This window comes from Streptomyces sp. NPDC002888 (genome assembly GCF_042888465.1).
In the GTDB taxonomy this organism is placed as follows: domain Bacteria; phylum Actinomycetota; class Actinomycetes; order Streptomycetales; family Streptomycetaceae; genus Streptomyces.
This window is the reverse complement of the sequence record NZ_JBIAPU010000053.1, coordinates 1-20,485: the sequence shown is the minus strand read 5'-3', so window position 1 is coordinate 20,485 and position 20,485 is coordinate 1. Positions and strand designations below refer to the sequence as shown.

At 67.6% G+C, this 20,485-nt stretch carries 24 protein-coding genes and 5 pseudogenes; 17 read left to right on the top strand and 12 right to left on the bottom strand.

The genetic code is table 11. The features are described 5' to 3' along the window. Positions 1-3 precede the first annotated feature (3 nt). Positions 4-255 (bottom strand): MerR family transcriptional regulator, encoded by a 252-nt coding sequence (locus ACFYWX_RS46795; protein ID WP_389431644.1) that lies wholly within the window; start codon positions 253-255, stop codon positions 4-6. Positions 256-758: 503 nt separating this feature from the next. Here ACFYWX_RS46795 and ACFYWX_RS46790 point away from each other — a divergent pair. The 4 genes and pseudogenes from ACFYWX_RS46790 (at position 759) to ACFYWX_RS46775 (ending at position 2,113) form a co-directional block, all read left to right on the top strand. Beyond that, the gene (locus tag ACFYWX_RS46790) at positions 759-938 is read left to right on the top strand and encodes a hypothetical protein (protein WP_389431643.1); all 180 of its coding nucleotides are present in this window, start codon (positions 759-761) and stop codon (positions 936-938) included. 51 nt (positions 939-989) lie between these two features. After that, positions 990-1,391: pseudogene (locus ACFYWX_RS46785) on the top strand (hypothetical protein); the annotation flags it as partial. A 109-nt stretch (positions 1,392-1,500) separates the two neighbouring features. Next, positions 1,501-1,824: a TnsA-like heteromeric transposase endonuclease subunit gene (locus ACFYWX_RS46780; RefSeq protein ID WP_389431642.1), complete on the top strand. Its 324-nt coding sequence runs from the start codon at positions 1,501-1,503 to the stop codon at positions 1,822-1,824. Between the two features lie 79 nt (positions 1,825-1,903). After that, entirely contained in the window at positions 1,904-2,113 is a 210-nt protein-coding gene (locus ACFYWX_RS46775) for a hypothetical protein (protein WP_389431663.1), read from the top strand. Here the strand turns inward: ACFYWX_RS46775 and ACFYWX_RS46770 are convergent. Further along, a pseudogene (locus tag ACFYWX_RS46770) lies at positions 2,073-2,291 on the bottom strand (MFS transporter); the annotation flags it as partial. The gene ACFYWX_RS46775 and the pseudogene ACFYWX_RS46770 sit on opposite strands and share 41 nt — an antisense overlap. 145 nt (positions 2,292-2,436) lie before the next feature. Between ACFYWX_RS46770 and ACFYWX_RS46765 the strand changes: the two are divergent. From ACFYWX_RS46765 to ACFYWX_RS46755, 3 genes are all read left to right on the top strand, one after another. Next, entirely contained in the window at positions 2,437-2,934 is a 498-nt protein-coding gene (locus tag ACFYWX_RS46765) for a hypothetical protein (RefSeq protein ID WP_389431641.1), read from the top strand. After that, positions 2,931-3,236, top strand: coding sequence for a transcriptional regulator (locus ACFYWX_RS46760; RefSeq protein WP_389431640.1), 306 nt, complete (start codon positions 2,931-2,933; stop codon positions 3,234-3,236). The genes ACFYWX_RS46765 and ACFYWX_RS46760 overlap by 4 nt, the downstream gene beginning before the upstream one ends. 161 nt (positions 3,237-3,397) lie before the next feature. Next, positions 3,398-3,670: a helix-turn-helix domain-containing protein gene (locus ACFYWX_RS46755; RefSeq protein WP_389431639.1), complete on the top strand. Its 273-nt coding sequence runs from the start codon at positions 3,398-3,400 to the stop codon at positions 3,668-3,670. 26 nt (positions 3,671-3,696) lie between these two features. On the opposite strand, the gene ACFYWX_RS46750 is transcribed toward ACFYWX_RS46755, so the two are convergent. The 4 genes and pseudogenes from ACFYWX_RS46750 to ACFYWX_RS46735 all read right to left on the bottom strand — a co-directional run bounded on the left by ACFYWX_RS46750 (position 3,697) and on the right by ACFYWX_RS46735 (position 7,437). Next, on the bottom strand, positions 3,697-4,719 hold the full coding sequence (locus ACFYWX_RS46750) for a GNAT family N-acetyltransferase (RefSeq protein ID WP_389431661.1): 1,023 nt from the start codon (positions 4,717-4,719) through the stop codon (positions 3,697-3,699). A 154-nt stretch (positions 4,720-4,873) separates the two neighbouring features. Further along, positions 4,874-5,587, bottom strand: coding sequence for an alpha/beta hydrolase (locus ACFYWX_RS46745; protein ID WP_389431638.1), 714 nt, complete (start codon positions 5,585-5,587; stop codon positions 4,874-4,876). A gap of 47 nt (positions 5,588-5,634) precedes the next feature. Next, positions 5,635-6,830, bottom strand: a pseudogene (locus ACFYWX_RS46740) (phosphotransferase family protein); the annotation flags it as partial. A gap of 442 nt (positions 6,831-7,272) precedes the next feature. Further along, positions 7,273-7,437, bottom strand: a complete 165-nt coding sequence (locus ACFYWX_RS46735; RefSeq protein WP_389431637.1) for a hypothetical protein — start codon at positions 7,435-7,437, stop codon at positions 7,273-7,275. A 1,165-nt stretch (positions 7,438-8,602) separates the two neighbouring features. Here ACFYWX_RS46735 and ACFYWX_RS46730 point away from each other — a divergent pair. From ACFYWX_RS46730 to ACFYWX_RS46715, 4 genes are all read left to right on the top strand, one after another. After that, entirely contained in the window at positions 8,603-8,857 is a 255-nt protein-coding gene (locus ACFYWX_RS46730; RefSeq protein WP_389431636.1) for a transposase, read from the top strand. 39 nt (positions 8,858-8,896) lie between these two features. After that, positions 8,897-9,292, top strand: coding sequence for a GNAT family N-acetyltransferase (locus tag ACFYWX_RS46725; RefSeq protein WP_389431635.1), 396 nt, complete (start codon positions 8,897-8,899; stop codon positions 9,290-9,292). Between the two features lie 651 nt (positions 9,293-9,943). Next, positions 9,944-10,558, top strand: a complete 615-nt coding sequence (locus tag ACFYWX_RS46720) for a DUF1326 domain-containing protein (protein ID WP_389431634.1) — start codon at positions 9,944-9,946, stop codon at positions 10,556-10,558. After that, positions 10,555-11,313, top strand: a complete 759-nt coding sequence (locus ACFYWX_RS46715) for a DUF2182 domain-containing protein (protein ID WP_389431633.1) — start codon at positions 10,555-10,557, stop codon at positions 11,311-11,313. Before ACFYWX_RS46720 ends, ACFYWX_RS46715 begins: the two co-directional genes overlap by 4 nt. Before the next feature lie 547 nt (positions 11,314-11,860). Here ACFYWX_RS46715 and ACFYWX_RS46710 read toward each other — a convergent pair. Beyond that, a complete protein-coding gene (locus tag ACFYWX_RS46710; protein WP_389431632.1) occupies positions 11,861-12,169 on the bottom strand; it encodes a hypothetical protein in 309 nt (102 codons plus the stop codon). Between the two features lie 489 nt (positions 12,170-12,658). Here ACFYWX_RS46710 and ACFYWX_RS46705 point away from each other — a divergent pair, with 489 nt between their 5' ends. Next, positions 12,659-12,913, top strand: coding sequence for an ATP-binding protein (locus ACFYWX_RS46705; protein ID WP_389431631.1), 255 nt, complete (start codon positions 12,659-12,661; stop codon positions 12,911-12,913). A 212-nt stretch (positions 12,914-13,125) separates the two neighbouring features. Here the strand turns inward: ACFYWX_RS46705 and ACFYWX_RS46700 are convergent, their stop codons facing one another. Then, a complete protein-coding gene (locus tag ACFYWX_RS46700) occupies positions 13,126-14,505 on the bottom strand; it encodes an IS1380 family transposase (protein WP_389431630.1) in 1,380 nt (459 codons plus the stop codon). A gap of 280 nt (positions 14,506-14,785) precedes the next feature. Here ACFYWX_RS46700 and ACFYWX_RS46695 point away from each other — a divergent pair, with 280 nt between their 5' ends. Beyond that, on the top strand, positions 14,786-15,748 hold the full coding sequence (locus ACFYWX_RS46695) for an SDR family NAD(P)-dependent oxidoreductase (RefSeq protein WP_389431629.1): 963 nt from the start codon (positions 14,786-14,788) through the stop codon (positions 15,746-15,748). A 115-nt stretch (positions 15,749-15,863) separates the two neighbouring features. Here the strand turns inward: ACFYWX_RS46695 and ACFYWX_RS46690 are convergent, their stop codons facing one another. Next, on the bottom strand, positions 15,864-16,178 hold the full coding sequence (locus ACFYWX_RS46690; protein WP_389431628.1) for a DUF6221 family protein: 315 nt from the start codon (positions 16,176-16,178) through the stop codon (positions 15,864-15,866). Here ACFYWX_RS46690 and ACFYWX_RS46685 point away from each other — a divergent pair. Further along, positions 16,162-16,929 (top strand): annotated as a pseudogene (locus ACFYWX_RS46685) (transposase). The gene ACFYWX_RS46690 and the pseudogene ACFYWX_RS46685 overlap by 17 nt on opposite strands. 168 nt (positions 16,930-17,097) lie before the next feature. On the opposite strand, the gene ACFYWX_RS46680 reads toward ACFYWX_RS46685, so the two are convergent. Continuing rightward, a complete protein-coding gene (locus ACFYWX_RS46680; RefSeq protein WP_389431627.1) occupies positions 17,098-17,514 on the bottom strand; it encodes a hypothetical protein in 417 nt (138 codons plus the stop codon). Positions 17,515-17,776: 262 nt separating this feature from the next. Further along, positions 17,777-18,127: a hypothetical protein gene (locus tag ACFYWX_RS46675; protein WP_389431626.1), complete on the bottom strand. Its 351-nt coding sequence runs from the start codon at positions 18,125-18,127 to the stop codon at positions 17,777-17,779. A 288-nt stretch (positions 18,128-18,415) separates the two neighbouring features. On the opposite strand from ACFYWX_RS46675, the pseudogene ACFYWX_RS46670 reads away from it, so the two are divergent. Then, a pseudogene (locus ACFYWX_RS46670) lies at positions 18,416-18,844 on the top strand (ATP-binding protein); the annotation flags it as partial. A 221-nt stretch (positions 18,845-19,065) separates the two neighbouring features. After that, complete coding sequence (locus tag ACFYWX_RS46665; protein WP_389431625.1) at positions 19,066-19,275, top strand: hypothetical protein; 210 nt, start codon at positions 19,066-19,068, stop codon at positions 19,273-19,275. Here the strand turns inward: ACFYWX_RS46665 and ACFYWX_RS46660 are convergent. Further along, complete coding sequence (locus tag ACFYWX_RS46660) at positions 19,259-19,801, bottom strand: GNAT family N-acetyltransferase (protein WP_389431660.1); 543 nt, start codon at positions 19,799-19,801, stop codon at positions 19,259-19,261. The genes ACFYWX_RS46665 and ACFYWX_RS46660 overlap by 17 nt on opposite strands. A 178-nt stretch (positions 19,802-19,979) precedes the next feature. Here ACFYWX_RS46660 and ACFYWX_RS46655 point away from each other — a divergent pair, with 178 nt between their 5' ends. After that, positions 19,980-20,381 (top strand): helix-turn-helix domain-containing protein, encoded by a 402-nt coding sequence (locus ACFYWX_RS46655; protein WP_389431624.1) that lies wholly within the window; start codon positions 19,980-19,982, stop codon positions 20,379-20,381. Positions 20,382-20,485: the final 104 nt, after the last annotated feature.

Here is a 20,485-nt window from a genome sequence, read left to right as displayed (position 1 = left end):
TGATCACGGACCAGCCGTGTCGGATCGACACCAGCATCGAGACAGACGGCGATGGTATCCAGCGCCAGCCAGACTACGCAGCGCCAGCACCTGATAGAGGCGAACGAGGTCGTCCTCGGTGTATTCCCTGTGTCCTCCCGTGGTGCGCTGTGAGGGGCTGAGCAGGCCGATGGTGTCCCAGTGGTGCAGCGTGCGCACGGTCAGTCCGCTGGCCTCCGCGAGTCGGCCTACTTTCCAGGTTGCAGAAGAGGTCATGCAGCCACGATGCATCCTCACGCCGCGTGAGGTTCAAGCCATGATGGCAACCTGCCTGCCGCAACTTGCGCACAGGCAGCTTCGATTGGCCGGGGCTCTCGGGCCATCTATCGGTCTTCGTCACACCACGACACGCCGCCGGGGCGGCGTTCTGGGAACTCGACGACATTGTGGACCCGCTTGATCAACATCTGTTGCCCGAACTCGGCATCAACCGTTCTCGCCTTACACCGATGAAGCCATGCGGGCCTGGCGCCCCGCGTTCAGGACGTCCTCGATCGCGGCGACGGCCGCGGATTTCTCGGGGTCGTCCTTCTGCCTAAACGTCTCCCAATAGCGGGCGAGCTGCCGCAGCGTGGCATCGGCCCGGTCGAATGGTGTCCGAACCCGCTGGCGCGACCGGCTGAGTCGTCGCCCGACGATGCCAGGGGCTGCACTCGCACGGGTGGCATCCCGGCCGTATCGCTCTATCTGCGGCTTTCTCACCAACTTGGCTGGCCGTCATGGCTGATCAACGCACGCGTGTGCCGGCGGGACCAGAGCTGTCCGACTTCGAGGCAGTGTTCGACATGGCCGGCGGCCTGGAGCAGGAGCGGTGGGAGCGCGCCGCGGCACGGGTGCGGTTTGAGGGCTGCTGGAGCCTTGCTGCCGCGATGTCTCCCCTGGTCTCGCTCCGGCTGTAGCAGACAGGTGCTGGCCGTGTCCCGCGCTTGGGACGTGGCCCCTTCGTTCGCGTGACGCTCCTTGGCGACCAGTGTTTCTGCGCATGGTTCACGTACTTGGCTTGCGGCTGTGAGCAGTCGCGCAGACGTAGCGGGCGGCCCGGGGCTGGTTGTGAGTCAGTGTTCAAGGATGTGTCGGGCTGTGTGCAGCAGCTTCCCTGGCAGAAGGCCGCCGCATCCGTCTCGTTCGAGGAACTGCCGCCGGTCGCGGCTTTTCCCGTGATCCCGGGGAAGCGGTGGGCACCTGGCTGGTGGTGGTCGGCCACCACCGGGCGGCATGTGGTGCACGGGTCTGCGGCCATGCTGTCCCAGCTGATGCTGCTCGATCGCGACCCCAGGGTCATCGGCCTGGCCGGGCGGCCGGTACGTGTGGTGTGGCGCGACAAGACGGGCATGGTGCGGTCCTGGGTGCCGCAGCTCCTCGCCCGGTACACCGACGGAACGGCACTCCTGGTCGACTGCCCCGCGGTCGCCGGCGGGGGGCGGAAAGCGGGCGCTCCTGACCGCGCATTGGGTGGGTGCGGTGTGCGCGGAGGTGGGCTGGACGTACCGGCGGCTGGCACCCGTCGACCGGGTCCTGGCGGCCAATGTGCGGTGGCTGGCCGGCTACCGGCACCCGCGCAATGCCGGCGGGCCGGAACGGATCACCGCGGTCGAGAGCGCCTTCAGGCAGCCGCGGCCGCTGATCGAAGGCGTCCACGCGGCAGGTGATCCGGCCGCGGTATGGCCGGCGGTGTTCCACGCCCTGTGGTCCGGGCGCCTGACCGTGCCGCTGTCCAGGCCTCTGCACGAGCGGGCCCTGGCCGGATTGGCCGGCCGTGCCGGTGCCGCCGGCGGGGAGGCGTGATGGGACGTGCTGCGGGACGGCCTGTGGTCGCTGTCGGGGGCACGTGGTCTTCGAAGGCCGCATGTGGCAGGTGGTGGCCATGGACGGCTCTGTCGTACGGCTGGTTGCCGAGGACGGAACCGTCACTTCGCTCCTGGCCGGCCATCTGTGCGCGGCTGCCGACTTCGCCGTGGTCGGGGCCCGGCCTGCGGCGGGGGTGCCGCAGTGGGGGCTGTTCGAAACGGTGCCGGTGCGGGAGCAGGAACGGGCGGCGCTGTCAGCTCGATGTCAGCAGCCACGACCAGGATGACGAGGCAGCGCAGTGCGTCACTGCCGAGTATCACCCGACGGGGGTCGAACCGGTCGGCCACCACGCCCCCGCCGAGCATGAGTAACGCTCGTGGTAACGCCCCTGAGGCCATGACGAGGCCGACTTCGGTGGGACCGGCGGCCTTCTGGGCGGACCAGGCGAGGGCGACGAAGTACACGAGAGCAGGGCAGGCTTCTCCGCCTGCAGGGCGAGACCCCTTTGCCCCGACGGCGCACGGTGACCCGTGCGAGGACGGCACCAGACTTTCCATTGCGGAAATTTGAGTCTTGCCGCACTGGAAACACTCCACTAGTCTTTCCATCATGGAAACCAACGGGGACGTCATCCGACCGACACCGCAGCAGGCTCGCGACGCACTGGCCGACACCGAGCAGATCCACGCCTCTACCACCGCCCTGTCCGCTACCCCGTGGCCGCTGTGGTTCACCACCGCGCTCACGCTGTACATAGCTGCCATCCCGCCGGTCTACGGAGGCCTGGTGGCGGCTTCCGAGTGGCTGCTGCCCAAGGTCGCCTGGGCTGTCGTCATGGCGGTGATGACCGCCACTTACCTGGCACTCTTCGCCGCCGCGGCCAGCTCCTGGAAGAAGAAGACGGGCGTCGCACTGCGCCTGGACGTGCTGCCCAAGCGTGCCACCGTTCCGATGGCCGTCGCATTGCCCGCGCTCCTGGTGGGATCGGTGATCGCTTTTCGCGCCACCGGCGAGCCGGTGTGGCTGTTCGCCGCCTCTGCCGTAGGCGCCGCGGTATCGATCGCCTTCCACCTCACCTTCATCCGTCTGCACCGGAAGAACTCGTGAGCCCCGACCCCGCCGACCCCATGGATGGCTTCGACATCACCATCCACGCCCCCAACCGGCTGCGCATCTGCGCCCTGCTCGACACCGCAGGCGAAGCCGAGTTCGCCATCGTCCAGCGAGAGCTCAATGTCTCCGCCTCCGTGCTGAGCAAGCACGTCACCGTGCTGATGGACGCCGACTACGTCGAGCAGCGCAAGGCCGTCCGCGACACTCGCCAACGCGTCTGGCTTCGGCTCACCAGCCGGGGCCGCGACGCCTACCAGGCGCACCTGGCCGCCCTGCGCGCCATCGTCGGCTCGTAAGGCGAGCCCCGGCCGGCTGGTCGCGGCACTCAATATCTGATGAGACGGAATCCCGGCGACCAAACTTCGGTGAGACGGCTCACTCTTCGGTGCTACAGGACAGGCTCCTCACAGAGGTCCGTGGAGGCCGTTGTGCTAGGGCACGTATCCGGTCGTGATCAATGAGCACCGCAGCTTCCGGGGCGGGTGCCCCGTACTACACCTGGTACCGGCGCTATCAGGCCGAGGGAGTCGAGGGCCTGCGGGCCCGTTCCAAGGCGCCCGAGCACAGCCTCAACGCAACGCACGTCGAGATCGTCGGGAAGATCATCTACCTGCGACAGAACTACCACTGCGGCCCCGAGAAGATCGCCATGTACCTCAAGCGCAACCACGACGTCACCATCAGGAAGTCCGGCGTCTGGCGGATCCCGAACCGGCTGGATGCAGCCTGATCACACAGTGAATCCTGCGCAGCGCATCAGAAGGGCAGGCCCCGCAGGTCCACACTGACGGTGGGATGAGGCAGGCCGACTAGGTCGTGGATCATGGTGGTCACTGGCAAGGTCCGAGCGCTGTCGGGCTGCTGGAAGGTGACGGGCACGGAGAGTCGGCTCCATCCCAGCTGCGTGTAGAGCGGGACCAGGTCCGGGTGGCAGAGCAGAATCATCGTCTCGGCACCGGCTGCTCGTGCGTGTTCGACCGCCACACTGATCACGGTCCGGGCGATGCCCTGGTCTCGATAGGCGGGGTGCACCAGCACACCGCCCAGCCCCGCGGTGCGACGCGGAGATCCGTCGAAGGCCATGTCCCGCAGCAGCCATCCCACGGAAGCAACCGATCGGCCTTCGGAGACAGCCGTGAGGGTGTGCTGTTTGTCAGCCCACACCGGGCCGAGCCCGTTCACCCCGAAGGGGTCGGGCAGGCCATCGCGGAGTGCGGCTTTGTCATCCGGGGAACCGGGGCCCAGCGCATGGATCAGCTGGAGGTCCGTACAACCGTCGTCGACCATATGCTCCGCAGCGGCTGTGTGGGCGGGGCCAAACCGGTAGCGCAGGCAATGCAGGCCACTGGACTGGACAGTCCCGTCCGTCTGGGCGCCCAGACGGCGCAGTACCGCGATCGAGGCCGCATTGTCGGGCAGGACGAACGCGAAAACGGCAGGGAGCGAGAGGCGGCGAAACGCCAGGTCCAGGCACGCACGGCCCGCTTCGCCGGCGATCCCACGGCCTTGGGCCCGTGGGTGCAGGGCGAAACCGAGGTCGACTCCGTACTGGGGCCGATTTCGCAGTCCCACCCGGCCGAGAAACGCGTGCGTTGCGGCATCCCTGACGGCGAAGTCGCCGTAGCCGTGTCTAGCCCAGTGGGCAACGTGATCGTCGCACATGGCCTCGGCCGCAGACCGACTGTCCGCCCGGCCGGTCGCCAGCCATCGCATGACGCTGTCCTGACTGACCACAGCCTCGAAGAGATCCTCGCTGTCCCCTCGGCGGATCGGCTCCATCACAAGCCTCTGGGTAGACAGAACGGGTCCACGTAACCGGGCCACTCAGCAACTCCTCTCGACCAAGGACTGAAGGAGCGTACCCAGCGACTCAGGCCAGGACCCGCCGCTCGGCAACAGGCATCTTCAGCTACAGCCCCTCCGTTACAGAACGTCACAGATCACCGGCTCCGACACAGCTTCTGACTCCTTCATCGGGCCGGCCCGGCGTGTTGGCGGCGAGCAGTTCCTGCAGGAGTTCAACGATGAGGTCGGGCTGTCCTACGAACGGGGAGTGGCCCGTCTGCCACTCGCGCACGTCGGTGCAGCGCGAGGCCATCTTCCGCTGCAGGGCCGGGTCGATGGCCCGGTCCTGCGCGCAAACAACGTAGGTGGAGGGAGCATGCTTCCAGCTGTGGCGCTCTGGGATCCCTCGCCCGCAGCCGGGGGCTTGCGCACGCAGGAGGCCAGCCGCCCAGGCGGCGAGAGGCTCGGGACAGTCGCCGTAGAGGGTGTCGGCAGCCCGGTCGGGGTGCAGGCTGGTCGAGCCGTCGGGCTCAGGGTTGATCGCGTCTTGGAGCTGCGGGGACGCGCCACCCAGCCCGGCCGCGCTCTCGCCGACATCCGGCACGAAGGCCGCCAGATAGACCAGGTCTCGCAGCCCGCGCAGCCCAGTGATCACTGACCCTCCGTAGGAGTGACCGAGCACGGTCGGTGGCTCCGGTAGCGAGTCGATCACAGCCTGGACCGTGGCTGTGTCAGCGGACAATGAGCCCCGGTGGAGCTCCGGAACGACGACCTCGGTTCCTGTGGTCCTCAAGCGTTCTGTCACCAGGGCGAAGTGTTCGGGACGGTGATACAGGCCATGAACGAGCACCACGGCGGCCAATGCGTACGCCTCCTCGGGTCGGTGTCAGACGAGTGTTCCAGGTCCGGTCAGCCGTACCGCTGCAGCAATCCGTCCACGTACGCCTCCAGCCGTTCTCCCAGCACCTCGGACGTCAGATCGTCCCGCCCAGTTCACGCCACGGCCCGGCCAGCTTCGCCGCGTCGGGGCAGTAGTGCAGGGCGTCGAGCAGCCGCCAGTACAGGTGGTCGGGGTCGTCGGCGAGGTCCCGGCCGCCGTGTGCCTCGTACCGTTCGGGGAAGTCCAGCCCGTACGCCGGCCCGTGCAGCAGCGCGAGCGCGGTCGAGCAGTGCGCCACGTCCAGGTCGGCAGGTCCCCACGAGGTCTCGACCCAGTCCACGACACCGGTGATCCGCAGCCCCTGCCCGGCCCCCGTGAAAAGCACGTTCCCGGGGTGGAAATCGCGGTGTAGAAAGCGCCCTTCGTACGGCGGCGGATCGCGGCGGATCACGTTCACGGCCCGCTCCCACAGAGAACCGTCCGGGGTGCGGACGCGCTCCGGGGACGTCCACGCCTGGTACGTGCGCGGTCTTTCGTCCGGTACAACGTCGTGGACGCGGACGAGCTGGGCCGCGAGCAGGTCCAGGCGACGGTCGAGGTCCTCCTCGTCCACGCGGACGCGGCCGGACAACGCGGACATCAACAGGGTCGGGTGGTCGCAGTGTTGGGCCGTGGCGTCCACAGCGACGAACCCGGGCGCTGGGATGCCCTCCTGCCCGGCGAGCAGCGCCAGAACGGACGCCTCGCGGGCCAGCAGCCCGGGCCCGTGGTGGTGGAAGAACGGCTTCACGAAGGTCCATTGCATCAGGGCCGTGCTGTCGTCGAACGTGAGCCGGCGCATCTGGGAGCTCCAACCATCGGACAGCAGGCGGGAGTCGGCGACCGAGCGGCCGTTGCCGAGCTGCTTGGCCACCCACGCACGCGTGGCCGTCCAGCCACGGTCGTCGAGGCCGGTCAGCACCGCCTCCGCGAACTCCCGCCGGTCGTCGCCGTGATCGCGGAACCACACTCCCAGCCGGTGCTGTGCGTCCGGAAGGTCGAACCGCGTGTACTGGGCGCGCGCGGTCAGCGCTTCCTGTACGGCCTCGGTCACCGCGGGCGGGATCACCGTGTCCGTGCCCGGCACGGCGAGCACCGCCCGGCCCTCGTACGCCCGCAGCACCTCAAGCGCGGGCGCCTGCCGCCAGCCATCCCGCCGCCGGATGATTTCGCTGAACCGGCCGTTCGGGGCCCGGTGGCGCCGACTGTTTGATTCCCTGGGGGTACCGGATTGGCTTTCCCGTGACGGACGGGTGCAGGATGCGCCCTGAGATTTCCGAAGTAGCTGCGCAGCAGTTCATTCGTAGACCTCTTCGCAGGGGGCGGCGGCTAACACCATGCGGTCTTCTGCTTGGCCATCGTGGTCCCCGCATGCAAAAGGGGAGCCCTGGAGGTCGTACCCGAAGCTTGCCGGCGGGGTACGGCTGAGGACTCCCTGGCTTTATGCGTGAGTAGTGCCGTCAGATGTTCACGGGTTTGGGAGGCACCCAGATCCACGGTCGGGTGATGTTCACGAGTTTCGACAGCACTGTGGTACTTGCCCGTCGCCGCGGCGCCGTCCGCGAGGGACTGCATGCTGGAGGCAAATGGACGGCCGCCTCCGGTCGCCTCGGGCGGCCGTCCTGCGGTCAGTCGAAGAAGTCCTCGAAGACTTCGTTCTCCCCGCCTTCCAGGATGCGCGCGACCGGCGTGTACGGCGGGAGTCCCGCCTTGGTCACGTACTCCTGGGCTGCGCTGCTGGCCTTGCGGCTGCTTACGGCCGCCTTGACGGGCCTGGCCGTGTACAGCCCCACCGCGTTACCGGCCTCGTCCAGGATCGCGACCCGTCGGGAAGATGGTCCCGCCGGTGACGGTCAGAACAGAAACTCCGTCCTTGTGCTGAAGCGTCAACGTGCCCACCTTCACGGATGCGGGCCCCATCGCTTCGGGCATGCGATCTCCTCTGTTCGTTTTCCCTGCGGACGAGCGTGAATCTTCCCATCACGTACAGCAACAAAACAGCAACGTTCAGTGACGACTGTGGTGGCGAACAATCTGGAGGAGCGACGAGCGCCGGCCGCACTCGGTCCGGGAGGAAGGCCGCAGTGCCTCCCGAAGTCGGCTCTGGTCCACTTCTCGTGGTCGCGTACGCAGGGTGACTGTTGATCTTCGTGTGATGGAGGGTGAGTTCGCCTGAAAATCGCCCGGCTGGATGGTGGTGTGGTCGACAGTCCTTCGCCGTGAACGAAGTGCTACCGGAGTTGGATCGTCTGCCGTGACCGGGCTCCCTTCTTTGCCGAGGGTGCGACCCGCGGCGCCCCGCAGGCCCTCCAGGTCGCCGACCGGTGGCATCTCTGGCACAACCTGGGCGAAGCCGCCGAGAAGTGCGTCGCCCGGCACCGCAGCTGCTTACGTCCCACGCCGGAACAGCCGGAGGAGCCCCAGGAGGAACGAGCCCCGGTCACCTCATCGCCCTGGCCGACAGGGCACCGGTTCGCCGAGCGCACCCGCGCCAAGCACGCCACCATCCACGCTCTCCTCGACGCCGGTCACAGCAAGCGGTCCGTCGCCCGGCAGCTCGGGATGACCCTCAACACGATCCTGCGCTTCTCCCGCGCCACCACTCCGGAGGAGATGTTCACCGGGCAGTGGCAAAACCGTTCGACCAGGCTCGATGCCTACAAGCCCTACCTCGATCAGCGCTGGCAGGAAGGCTGCACCAACGCCTGGAGACTATGGGGGAGATCAGGGAACAGGGCTGTCCCCGGGCTACGCCGGCGTCCGCGGCTACGTCAGCAGGACGCTTCGCGACAAGCCCCAACCGGTCGGCCCCCGCCCGCCGTCGGCCCGCGCCGTCACGCGCTGGATCCTCACCCACCCCGACGCCCTGCCCGAAGGCGACCGGCTCCAGCTCAAGCCGTCCTGACCAACTGCCACGAACTGACAGCACTCTCCGAGCACGTTCGTTCCATCGGCCACATGGTCGCCCACCTCCAAGGCGACCAATTGCCGACCTGGATCGAAGCGGCCACCGCCACTACCGACCTGCCCAGCCTCCGGCACTTCGCCCAGCACCTCGAACGCGACCTCGACGCCGTCATCGCCGGCCTCACACTCCCCTGGAACTCCGGCGTCGTCGAAGGCCACGTCAACCCGATCAAGATGCTCAAGCGGCAGATGTTCGGCCGTGCTGGTTTCGAACTCCTCCGCAAGCGAGTTCTCCTCGCGCCGTAATTTGATTGCTGGACCTGCCCCGGACTCTACGATCGAGGAGTGACGATCGAGTACGAGTGGCGGGGCGACTTCGACAACACCGCCCTCAACGCGCTGCATGCTGACGGCTTCGGCCACCCGGTCACTCAGACTGACTGGCGAGAACGACTTGAGCGCCACAGCCTCGGCTGGGTCTGCGCCTGGGAAGACGGCTTGCTGATCGGCTTTGTCAACGTGGTCTGGGACGGCGGAGTTCACGCCTTCGTCCTAGACACGGTGGTCGCCCAGCATCGCAAGCGGAGCGGTGTTGGCGGCGCGCTGGTCGCAGCTGCTGCTCACGAAGCTCGTGCCGCGAAGTGCGAGTGGCTCCACGTTGACTTCGAGGAGCACCTTCGTTCGTTCTACTTCGACGCCTGTGGCTTCAAGGAGACGACTGCCGGACTGATCGCCCTTTAGCACGGTGGGTCAGGCTCTGGGCCAGGATGCACAGAGCCGGAAGCAGTATCAACAAGCCCTCACCAGACCCCTGACCCAATCTCAGACGTCACCGGGAGTGACTGCACCACACGAAGTGGACCAGAGCCGAGAACGGGAGGCGTTTGTAGGGGCATTCGGAAGTCACCTCGGGGGCCCGGCTCATGATCAATGTCGATGAGTTTGGGAGTCCCTGCGGCCTTCCGTTCGAGGCGGGTCGCCATCTCACCCGCTCCCCGTTGTGGCCTGTAGGGCATCGGCACCAGATTTCCCACGTCTGTTCGCTAAGCCCAGCCAGGACGGACCGTGCGAAGCATGGCGTCTCCACCCCCGACGGTGCCGGATCACAGGTGCGCGACCTTCGGCGTCTCGGTTGTGCAGGCGACGAGCGCGCCGGCCACGACCACCAGAGCTCGGAGTTCGAACAAGCCGTGAAGAGGACTCGTCAATGACGAATCCGGGGCCGCGGGTGCCCCCACGACCCGGTACAGGACGGTGAGCTGCGCTGGCAGCGGATCTGCGCGACATGGGTCGTCGGGAATAGTCTGGAGAAGAGTGGCACCGGGACGGAAACAGAGCCTCCCGATGCATTCCCTTTACTGAGGGGGACGTAGAAGAGGGAGGCGAAGAGCCATGCCCTGGACTCTGAACGGCACGTATCTGGAGAGCTGCAACTGCGACGTGGTGTGCCCCTGCACCACCTCGGGCCTCACCGCACCGGCCGACCACGAGCGCTGCCAGGTGACCTTCGCGTTCCACGTGGACAGCGGGAACGTGGACGGCGTGAACGTCTCCGACCGCAGCGTCGCCGTCTTCGTCGACGCGCCCCGGGTGATGGCCGAAGGCGGCTGGCAGGTGGCGCTGTACCTAGACGCTTCGGCCGACGACGGCCAGGCGGAGGCGCTGGGCAAGGTCTTCTCCGGCCAGGCCGGCGGGCCGATGGCGGCGCTCACTCCGCTGATCGGCGAAGTCCTCGGCGTGGAGCGCGTTCCCATCGACTACCGCGACGACGGCCGCCGCCACGCCGCACGGGTGGGCGACGCCATCGACATCGAGATCGAGGACCAAGTTGCCCCACAGTTCGGCGAGGACGGTCCGGTCATGGGCCTGACCGGCATGTTCCACCCGGTGAACAGTACGCTGACCATTGCCCGGTCCACCCGGGCGACGGGCGACGGCGTGTACGGCCGGTCCTGGGACTTCTCCGGCGGCAACGGACACTCGGCGCCCTTCACGTGGTCCGCGTGACCGGTCGGCTGGTCACCGTCCGCCGCAGGGCGAGTCCCGCCGGACTGCTGCTGGTCGCGGCGGCTACCGCCTGGGTCTGGGTGGTGACACGCTGGGGCGGCATACAGGCGATGCCGGGCACCATGGGCCTGGGCCTGCTCGCTTTCCTGGCCATGTGGACGCTGATGACGGCTGCGATGATGCTGCCCGCCACGGCGCCCGTCGCCGCGCTGTACGCACGCACCATCACCGTGCACCGGGCGCCGCGCATGGTCGTTTTCACGGTCGCCTACCTGCTTGTCTGGGCCTCGGCCGGACTGCCCGCGTACGGGCTGGCCGCCGGCCTGGGCCGCGCGGCGAGCCTCCCCGCCGAGGCGGGGACCGCAGTGGCCGCGTCCGTGTTCGCGGTCAACGGCGTCTACCAGCTCACGCCCCTCAAAGACCGCTGCCTGGCGAGGTGCCGCTCGCCGATCGGGCTCATGCTGCGCTACGCCTCGTACCCGGGGCCCTCGCGCGATCTGCGTGCCGGAGCCCACCACGGGGCCTTCTGCCTGGGCTGCTGCTGGTCGCTGATGGTGTTGCTGACGGCATTCGGTGCGATGAACCTGTGGGCCATGGTGGTCCTGACAGCCGTGATCACCACTGAGAAGCTGGCTCCGGCCGGCCGCCTGGTGGCCCGTGCCGTGGGAATCGCCTCGATCGCCCTGGCCGGCGCCGTCTTCTGGGTCCCGGCGTTGGCTCCGGGCCTCACCGGTAGCGGCATGGCCGGGATGTGAGGACGGGGCCACGCCCGCCGAGAAATCACACTTGGATGAGACGGCGACCCGGTTCACTTCAAGGAGAGCAATGCCGCCGGCCGCAGCCCGGGTGCTTCCCGAAGTCATGTACATCGGGTATTCGCGCGATCGTGCGACTCCCCATCTCGCGTCAAAACAACGTCGCTACTCGGCTCTGTCACAGATCTTGGGGAGCGGTCTCAGAGGGTCACTGGAGCAGAATCAACTTGCGGACTAGTTCGAATCCGGCACGTCCATAGAGCTGCTTTCTGATCTTTTTGATGCGGTTTACGGCGCCTTCGGTGCCGCCGGAACTCCAGTGCAGGGTGAGCCCGGCGGCCACGGCGTCGAGGTCGCGGAGCAGGTGGAGTGCGAAGCCTGTGAGGCCGGGCAGTTGGCTGGCGTCGACGGGCGTTGATCCAGGCTGGGAGCGTGGCGCCGAGGCGGTCGCTCATGATTTCGCCGAAGTCGCGGACGTGTCCGGCGGCGGTGTCCAGTTCGGGGCAGCTGGCCAGGACGTTCTTCAGCCCGGCGCGTTCTTCCTCGCTCAGGGTTGCTGGTGTCGGGTGAGCCAGCCGGTCACCTTGCGCACCGTCGGCGGCGGGGGCGGTGCCTGCGGCGAGGCCGTGCGCAGGGAGGCAATTTGGGCGCGGACCATCTGGTAGGTGACGGGGGCGTCCTTGGCGAGGAGTTCGCGGTGGAGGCGGGTGACACTGGTGCATCCGGAGGCGAAGCGCCGCTCCAGGTAAGGAGTGTAGGGGTCGAAGCGGCTGGGCCGGGGCCGGTTCTCACGGAAGGTGTCCTGCCAGTGCGCGGCGTGTGCGTAGCGCAGCACGGTATTGAGGCCCCAGCCCATCCCGCCGCACGTCCTCTCGCCACTACGTCGACCGTGCCGAAGGCGGCGGTCACCGCCTCGACTTCCACGTGGTCGATCCCGGCGAACACCAGCGAGTCCCAGAACGATAAGTCGGCCTGCATGACCAGCAACGTCACCGGCCACAGCCGACCAAGAGCCTGGCCACCGCACGCCTGACGGAGCGTCAACCCCGCCCGCCGGACGGCGGGGCGTACGCCGTCTCATGCGAACCCGGACCTTCGCAATCGAACCACAGCGGTCATCCTCTGCGACCGCTCCCCAAGATCTGTGACAGAGGCGAGTTTTGGCAACACCTGAGGGCTTGCGGTGGGAGCATCGAGGTGCTCCGCGGGATGAGTAAGGCGATTAGCGTGATCCACCTTGCAACAGGCGGCGCTACTCCTCATCGACATTCTCGGGCTCGTTGATCGCGAAGTGATTCCCAAACCCATCGACAAGCGTTGCTCACTCCCACCTACGAAGCCACGCATGCGGGAACTGATCCGCCCCGACGTCCTGGTCCTCGACGACTTCGCCATGCGCCAGCTCACCGCCACCCAGGCCGACGACCTCTACGAGCTGGTCAGCGAGCGGCAGGGCCGGTCCCTGATCATCACCAGCAACCGGGCACCCAGCGATTGGTATCCCCCCGTTCCCCAACCCCGTCGTCGCCGAGTCCCTCCTGGACCGGCTCATCAACACCAGCCACCAAGTCATCATGAACGGCCCCAGCAGCCGACCTAACAAACGCCCCAAGAAGACCACCGACACGCTGCCGACCGCTAGCCTCGATCGTTCATGAGTCCTCGTCGGTGTGCTGACGGGACTCTGTGTTTGCGAGGTGCGGTCTTTGCGGGGCAGGGGCAGGTTGAGGGCCCGGTTGTCGCGTCGGGTGGGCGCCGGGTTCCACTTTCCCGGGTGGTGGTGCGGATCGTTGGGGCGGTCGGTGTGGCTGGTCAGCCGGGGCTGGGCAAGGCGCTGAGCCGGTCGATTGTCCGGGTGATCTCGCCGGTCCAGGGCCATCGCGTCGTGAAGCGGAGCCGGCGGGTGCGGCCGGTGGTGACGAGTTGGGCGGCGGCGGAGAACAGCCGCAGGCGGAGCTTCTTGGGTTTCCAGCGGCGGTTCTTGCCGGTCAGGGCGAGCATCGGCATCCAGGCGAGGAGGTCGAGTGCGAGGGAGACGATCTCCAGCCAGATCCGGTTCTGGGCGGAGTCGTGCAGAGGCAGGTTGCGCAGGCCGGTGTCGCGGGCGCCTCGGATGCGGTCCTCGCAGCGGGCCCGGCGGCGGTGACGGAGTTCGAGGGCGGCGAGCTGGCCGCCGTTCGTGTTGGTGGCGAAGCAGGTCAGCCGCAGCCCGTCGACGTCGGTGAAGCGCAACTGGGCGCCGGGGTGCGGCCGTTCCTTGCGGACGATCAGCCTCATGCCTTTCGGCCACGTGCTCAGGTCTGGCATATCGGTGATCTCCGCGACCCAGGCGCCGGGCCGCTCGGTGCCGCCGGCGTCGTAGGCAGGTGTCCACGCCTTCTTCGGGATCTTCAGGACGGCCTGGTGGATGGTGTCAGTGATGGTCATTCCGACGGAATACGACAGCCACCGGCCCCGGCGGGTGAGCCAGTCGAGGAAGGCGTGGGTGCCGCCGGCGGAGTCGGTGCGGATCAGTGTCTGCCGGCCCCGCCGCAGGTGTCTGGGGAGTTGGGCCAGGGCGAGTTGGGTGGTGGCGATGTGGTCGGTGGCGGTGTTGGAGCCTGCATCGCCGGGCCGCAGCAGCGCGGCCACCGGTTCCCCGGAACCGGCCTGGCCGTGGTAGACGAACGCGACGAGCGGATGATGGCCGAAGGTCTTCTTCCAGGTCGCGGTGGCGTCCTGCTTCTCGGAGTGCGCGAGGACCAGCACGCCGTCGATGTCCACGATCACGCCGCCGTCGGCGGCCGGACTGTCCGCGCCGGCCAACTCCCAGACCCGCGTGCGTACTTCGGCCCGCGCCGTGCGGATCGCAGTGAGCGCCTGCGGCCCGGCCGCCGCAAGGACGTCGATGAGCCGGGAGACCGTGGGGTCCGATGCCACCGGGCCGAACGCGTCGGCCTCGGCCCGCAGCATGGCGACATCGGCGAGGCAGTCCCCGCCCAAGGCGACTCCGAGCGCGACATCCAGCAGAACCTTGCCCGGGTCGTGCACCGCCCGCGGCTTGCGCCACGGAGCCATTGCCGCCGATATCGCGGTGTCCAGGCCCACCTTGCGGACTGTCTCGACCAGCAGCACCGCCCCGGCCTGCGAGACCGTCCTTCGGCCACCGCCCTCGACGCGGACACGCTGGTACAACCCGATACGCTTGCTCACCTGGAGAGTGCTTCTTTCCGTGCAGCCAACAGGACCCTAAGGACTGTCCCGTCAATGGTTCTTGGTCGGCTGACGTGGCTGTTCGTTGCTGGCCGCCCACCGCCCGCCTACCCGACGAGGGCAAGGTTGTGCATGCACGCGATGCCGAGCATGGCGTGGTGGACGCCGTCACCCACCGTCGGTGATTGTGGTGATCTAGCACAGGTGCAACGGCTGGACCCGGACGTTCGCCCCACCGGCCCTTGACCTAGAGCGCGGTCCAGCATCTAGCTTCTCCGTCATGACGACACCTCAGCACAAGATCGGGTCGGGCTTCGGCGCCCGGAGCACCGCGGACGACGTCCTGAGCGGGATCGACCTGTCCGGCAGCACCGCGATCGTCACCGGTGGCTACTCGGGACTTGGTCTGGAGACAACCCGCGCCCTGGCGGGTGCCGGAGCCCGCGTCGTGGTCCCCGCCCGGCGACGGACGGCCGCTCAGAAGGCGGTCGAGGGCATCGACGGCGTCGAGACCGACGACCTCGACCTGTCCGACCTCGAAAGCGTCCGCGGTTTCGCCGAGCGGTTCCTGGCCTCGGGTCGCAAGGTCGACATCGTGATCAACAACGCGGGGGTCATGGCCTGCCCCGAGACGCGGGTCGGCCCGGGGTGGGAGGCGCAGTTCGCCACCAACCACCTCGGTCACTACGCGCTGATCAACCATCTCTGGCCGGCGATCGCCCGCGGTGGCGCGCGCGTGGTCGCCGTGTCCTCCGGCGCCCACGGCATCACCGGCGTGCGCTGGGACGACGTGCAGTTCGAGCGTGGCTACGACAGATGGCAGGCGTACGGGCAGGCGAAGACGGCGAACGTACTGTTCGCCGTGCAGCTCGATGCGCTCGGCCGCGACGCCGGAGTCAGAGCGTTCGCGCTGCATCCGGGCAGCATCCTCACCCCGCTGCAGCGCCACCTTGCGAAGGCGGAGATGGTCGACGCGGGCTGGATCGACGAGAACGGCAACCCGACCGATCCCACCTTCAAGACGCCCGGGCAGGGCGCGGCGACGCAGGTATGGGCGGCGACCTCCCCCCAGCTGGCGGGCATGGGCGGCGTGTACTGCGAGGACTGCGACATAGCCGAGCCAGCCGGCGTCGGCTCGGAAGGCGGCGTGCACGCACACGCGACCGACCCCGAGCAAGCCGCGCGCCTGTGGGCGCTGTCGGCCGACCTCACGGGCATCGACGTTTTCGCGGCGGCAACCTAGCCCCGGACGTCGCGGGTCACCGTTCCAGGTCTGTGGCCAGCCGACCCCCCGGGCCGGTCACACCATACGAATCAGCGACCCGCGAGGTACGGGCCTACTGTCCCGTAAAAGATCTTCAGTAGGTGGTCGGCGTGACCTGCGGGGTGTGCGCACCCGTCATGCGCTCTGGTGTGCAGCTGTGCCGCCTCAGGCTTGTCGGGGGGAAGTCAGGGTGCTCGCTGTAGGACGACCATGTCGTGGCATGGCCAGGGGTCGCCTCGAACTGGCAGCCGCGGCGGTCGTCCCACGGCAACTCCGGGTCGCTCGCTGCCGGACTGAGGACGTGACGGGCCAGGACGAGTCGCTTGGCCTCGATCTCACGCAGAACGCGGGCCGGGTCGTGCAGCGCCACGTGCAGCTGAAATGACCTTGTTGTGCCTAGTTTGATCACGGCGTCGGAGCCGTCCTGGATAGCCCCGTTCGCCGGGCTGAGTCCCCGTCTGTTCGGCAAGCTGGCGAGTGCGCTGCGGCGTGACGGTGCTGACGCTGTCCCAGGGGGCCGGCGGTGGGGCCTGCCGCTAGAGGATCGGGTGCTGTTGGTAGCGGCTTACTGGCGGAGAAACTTGACGGTGCGTCAGCTAGCGCCGCTGTTCGGGGTTTCGAAGTCGGCCGCGGCCCGCATCATTGACCACCTTGGGCCGATGCTTGCGCTCCAGGCGCGTAAGAGGTTCGCCAAGGATGCCGTGCTCATCGTGGACTGCACCCTCGTTCCGACCCCCGCGATCACACCATCGCTCAGCAGTCCAAGAACTACAGGTACTCCACCAACCACGAGGTCGTCATCGACGCCGACACCCGACTTGTCGTCGCGGTCGGCCGACCCCTGCCCGGCAACCGCAACGACTGCAAGGCGTGGGAGGAATCCGGCGCCGAGGCCGCCATCGGTAAGACCACCACAATCGCCGACGGTGGCTATCCCGGTACCGGACTTGTCATACCTCACAGGCGGCGCAAGGGCGAAGCTCTGCCCGACTGGAAGGAAGCCCACAACAAGTCCCACAAGCAGGTCCGCGCCCGAGTCGAGCACGTCTTCGCCCGGATGAAGACCTGGAAGATACCGCGACTGTCGCCTCAAAGGCGACGGCGTCCACTACGCCATGCTCGGCATCGCGCACATGCACAACCTTGCCCTCGTCGGGTAGGCGGGCGATGGGCGGCCAGCAACGAACAGCCACGTCAAGCCGACCCAAGAACCAATTTACGGGACAGCCCTTCGACAAGTCCCATCGTTGGAGGTCAGCAGCACTCTCCTCTTATTTGATCAAGGCATGGACGAGCACGCTCATGAAAGCGTGAGGCTAGCGTCCGGCTCAGTCCACGTTCCACTCCTGCGGCAGCACCCCGTCGCAGAAGACGCAGACGAAGTCCTCCTCTCGCACGACGTTGAGCTGCTGACAGGAAAGACAGCGGCGGAACACCACCTCCTGAGTGAACCCGGTCGGGTGAACGATCCCGGCTCGGTCCAGGGCCAGCGAAACGGCCGACCACGAGTCAACATCCGGGCAATACCCAGTCGACTGGTTGCTGACCTCATCAACCACCAACCGTCGGGACTCCTCGCGGAAACTCACCTCACCCGCACTCAGCACCGCCCCTCCGCCCGCGCACACCACGTGCTCGCTGCGGCGCGGCGCAAGCCGCAGGATCCCGGCGACATCGACAACGAAGGTGAACGGCTCGGTCAGCTCCTCCGTTGTCCGAGCCGCTGCCCACTCCTCGAAGTCCACAGGCGAGAGCATGCGCTGGCCCTCGCCTCCTGGCCGGACAAGAGCCGGCAGATCGGCAGGACCCACATACCGATAGCTCCGTCCCCGCGCGTTCATGCCGGTCAACCTATCCCCACACCGGGGCGAGAGCCTGGGGAATTACGTGACCGCAGGCACGGGGAACAACGTGATCGTCCACACCAGAGTCGAATACCCGTGGACGACGGCGGGGGCCGGGGATGTCATGACGGATCCTCCAGGGCTCGTGGCGTTGCCGTAAGGGCTACTGGACCAGCGCGGCGAGGGCCTGGTCGGCCATCTGAGCGCCCATCGTGGCCGCGATGGTGGTACCGGCCTCCAGGAGCTTGTCCTTGAGCTGGGTGGCGAACTGGCGCAGGCGACCCGGGGCAGGGTTCTCGGAGGTCGCCTCAGTGTGAAGGTCCTGGGCGACGCGCTCCAGCTCGGCTCGGTCCGCGTCGGACATGCCCAGGGTGGTGCTGACCTGGCCGATGTACCCGGCGAGCTGGGCGAACAGCGTCGGGTCGACGCCGTCGGTGTGAAGAAGCCGAGCCCGGGAGGACGAGACGCAAGCACCTGAGGCCTGCCATTGTCCCGCTTCCTCATCCGAACTCATGCCGGAGGCAGTACCGATGACCACCCCCAGGAGCCCAGGGCAATACCCGCGCCGATCGCCGCTACGCTGAACACGCCACCCTGGGCTCGGGCCGAAGCCCCGCAGGGACGCTCTCAGGCAGAGAGCAGGAGGACCGCCGACCGCGAGGCGCGCACCACCCCCACGCGGACGACACCACGACAGGTGTCCGCCGTCTCTGTTCCTCCGCCTCGTAGGAGACTCCCGATGTCTCGGGACCCGCAATCCCCTGTACCCGCTCGCCCGGAACCGCCCGGCCCGCCCAGCACGGGCCTGCGGTTGTCGAAGCTGCCGCACCACAAAACGCTGGACGACTACGACTTCTCCTTCCAGCCCGAAGTCGACCCGCGCAAGGTCAAGGACCTCGCCGCCCTCTCCTTCATCGAGGACAAGGCCAACGTCGCCCTGCTCGGCCCGCCCGGGGTCGGCAAGACGCACATCGCCGTCGCCCTGGCCGTCGCGGCCTGCCAGGCCGGCTACTCGATCTACTTCACCAGCCTCGACGACATGGTCCGCAACCTCAAAGCCGCCGAGGCGGCAGGCCGGCTGACCAGCAAGCTCGGAACCTATCTACGGCCGGGCGTTCTCGTGGTCGATGAGGTCGGATACCAGCCCCTCGAACGCGCCGAGGCGAACCTGGTCTTCCAGGTCATCTCCAAGCGTTACGAGAAGGGTTCGATCATCCTCACCTCGAACAAGGGTCGTTCGGGGCGCACTGACGACGTGCAAAGAAGGCACCTGCGACCGTCTCGTGGCAGTAGCCCTTCGGACGCCCGCCCCGGCCCGCGCCATCCCGGCACCGGCAGCAGATCCCGCACCAGCGCCCACTCGGCATCACTCATGTCCGAGCCGTACCGGGGCCGGCGTCCGGCCGATCGGACGCGTTCCCGAACCTATGGGCGAGACAGTCACACCCAGGAGTGGGCGGACAGGTCCGCAACCGCAAGAAGCGCGGGTCCAGCGGTGGCCGGCCACCGAAGTTCGACCCAGAGGACTACAAGGCCCGGCACGCGGTCGAGGGCGGCATCAATCGCCTCAAGAGACATCGAGCCGTGGCCACCAGGTACGACAAACTCGCGGCCCGCTACGAGGCTACCGTCCTCGTTGCCGCCATCAACGAGTGGTTGTGACGTACTGGTCCGACGACAACTCGAACACCCGCACTCGCCGACCGCAGGTGGGATTGACGGTCTCACGGACCGGATGCATCCCCAGTTTGGTCATGATCCGTTCGGAGGCGTCGTTGCCCACTTGAGCGATGCTGACGATCCGCTCCAGCCCTCGCTCTTCGAACCCGAACCGTACAGCGGCCGCAGCGGCCTCGGTGGCCAAGCCCTGCCCCCAGTGGGAACGTCCCAGCCGCCAGCCGACCTCAACCGCCGGCAGTACCTCCGGCAAGAAGTCGGGCACCGAGAGGCCGGTGAACCCGGCCAGCTCGCCAGTAGACCGGATCTCCACGGCGAACAGACCGAAGCCCTGTGACTCCCACTCGCTCTCCCATGCCTGGATCCCGCCGCGAGTCTGCTGTTCGTCACGGACGCTGCCGTCACGGATCCACCGCATGACCTCGGGGTCGGCATTGACGGCAGCCATGGGCGCAACGTCTTCCTCGCGCCAGCGACGCAGGATCAAACGGGGAGTCTCAAGTGTGACCATCCAATCATTCTGGATCACAAATGGGCTCTCCTCCATCCTCACCAGGCACTTTCGATACACGCCCCAGTCTTCTGAGTCAGGAATTCTGTTCAGATGTGCAAGCTTGCCGGGTGGCACGGACCGGGCGGCCGAAGGCCGAATTGGCGCTGTCGGATGAGGAGCGGGCTGCCCTGGAGGGGTGGGTGCGCCGCCTTTCGACGCCGCAGGCGTGGGCCTTGCGGTGCCGGATCATCCTGGCCTGTGCCACCGGCGCTCGAACAAGGACGTTGCTGCTCAGCTCGGTTCGACACCGCATGCGGTGGGGCGGTGGCGGGCGCAGTTCGTCGAGCACCGGATCGCCGGGCTGGGTGACATGCCCCGTTCGGGTGGACCCAGGACAGTCACCGACGATCAGGTCGAAGCCGTGGTCAAAAAGACGCTGGAGACCACGCCGAAAACCGCCACGCATTGGTCGACGAGGGCGATGGCCAAGGAGTTGGGGCTCTCGCAGTCGACCGTGTCGCGGATCTGGCGGGCGTTCGGCCTGCAACCGCACCGCTCGGAAACGTCGCCTCGCAAGCTATGTGAACAGAATTCCTGACTCTGAAGACTAGCTTGATCTTTAACGTCCGGCATCGAATGGTGCGTCGAACTTGATCACTCAGTCCGGTAACTGCCGTACGCAGAAGCGGCCTTCGTCTGAAC

Excerpts from the sequence above, each read along its gene's own strand:
- ACFYWX_RS46675 (WP_389431626.1), bottom strand. The coding sequence starts at position 18,127 with ATGAGTTCGGATGAGGAAGCGGGACAATGGCAGGCCTCAGGTGCTTGC.
- ACFYWX_RS46660 (WP_389431660.1), bottom strand. The coding sequence starts at position 19,801 with ATGGTCACACTTGAGACTCCCCGTTTGATCCTGCGTCGCTGGCGCGAG.
- ACFYWX_RS46790 (WP_389431643.1), top strand. The coding sequence starts at position 759 with ATGGCTGATCAACGCACGCGTGTGCCGGCGGGACCAGAGCTGTCCGAC.
- ACFYWX_RS46765 (WP_389431641.1), top strand. The coding sequence starts at position 2,437 with ATGGAAACCAACGGGGACGTCATCCGACCGACACCGCAGCAGGCTCGC.
- ACFYWX_RS46730 (WP_389431636.1), top strand. The coding sequence starts at position 8,603 with ATGGTCGCCCACCTCCAAGGCGACCAATTGCCGACCTGGATCGAAGCG.
- ACFYWX_RS46695 (WP_389431629.1), top strand. The coding sequence starts at position 14,786 with ATGACGACACCTCAGCACAAGATCGGGTCGGGCTTCGGCGCCCGGAGC.
- ACFYWX_RS46720 (WP_389431634.1), top strand. The coding sequence starts at position 9,944 with ATGCCCTGGACTCTGAACGGCACGTATCTGGAGAGCTGCAACTGCGAC.
- ACFYWX_RS46750 (WP_389431661.1), bottom strand. The coding sequence starts at position 4,719 with ATGGAGCCGATCCGCCGAGGGGACAGCGAGGATCTCTTCGAGGCTGTG.
- ACFYWX_RS46775 (WP_389431663.1), top strand. The coding sequence starts at position 1,904 with ATGGACGGCTCTGTCGTACGGCTGGTTGCCGAGGACGGAACCGTCACT.
- ACFYWX_RS46755 (WP_389431639.1), top strand. The coding sequence starts at position 3,398 with ATGAGCACCGCAGCTTCCGGGGCGGGTGCCCCGTACTACACCTGGTAC.
- ACFYWX_RS46705 (WP_389431631.1), top strand. The coding sequence starts at position 12,659 with ATGCGGGAACTGATCCGCCCCGACGTCCTGGTCCTCGACGACTTCGCC.
- ACFYWX_RS46795 (WP_389431644.1), bottom strand. The coding sequence starts at position 255 with ATGACCTCTTCTGCAACCTGGAAAGTAGGCCGACTCGCGGAGGCCAGC.
- ACFYWX_RS46710 (WP_389431632.1), bottom strand. The coding sequence starts at position 12,169 with ATGGGCTGGGGCCTCAATACCGTGCTGCGCTACGCACACGCCGCGCAC.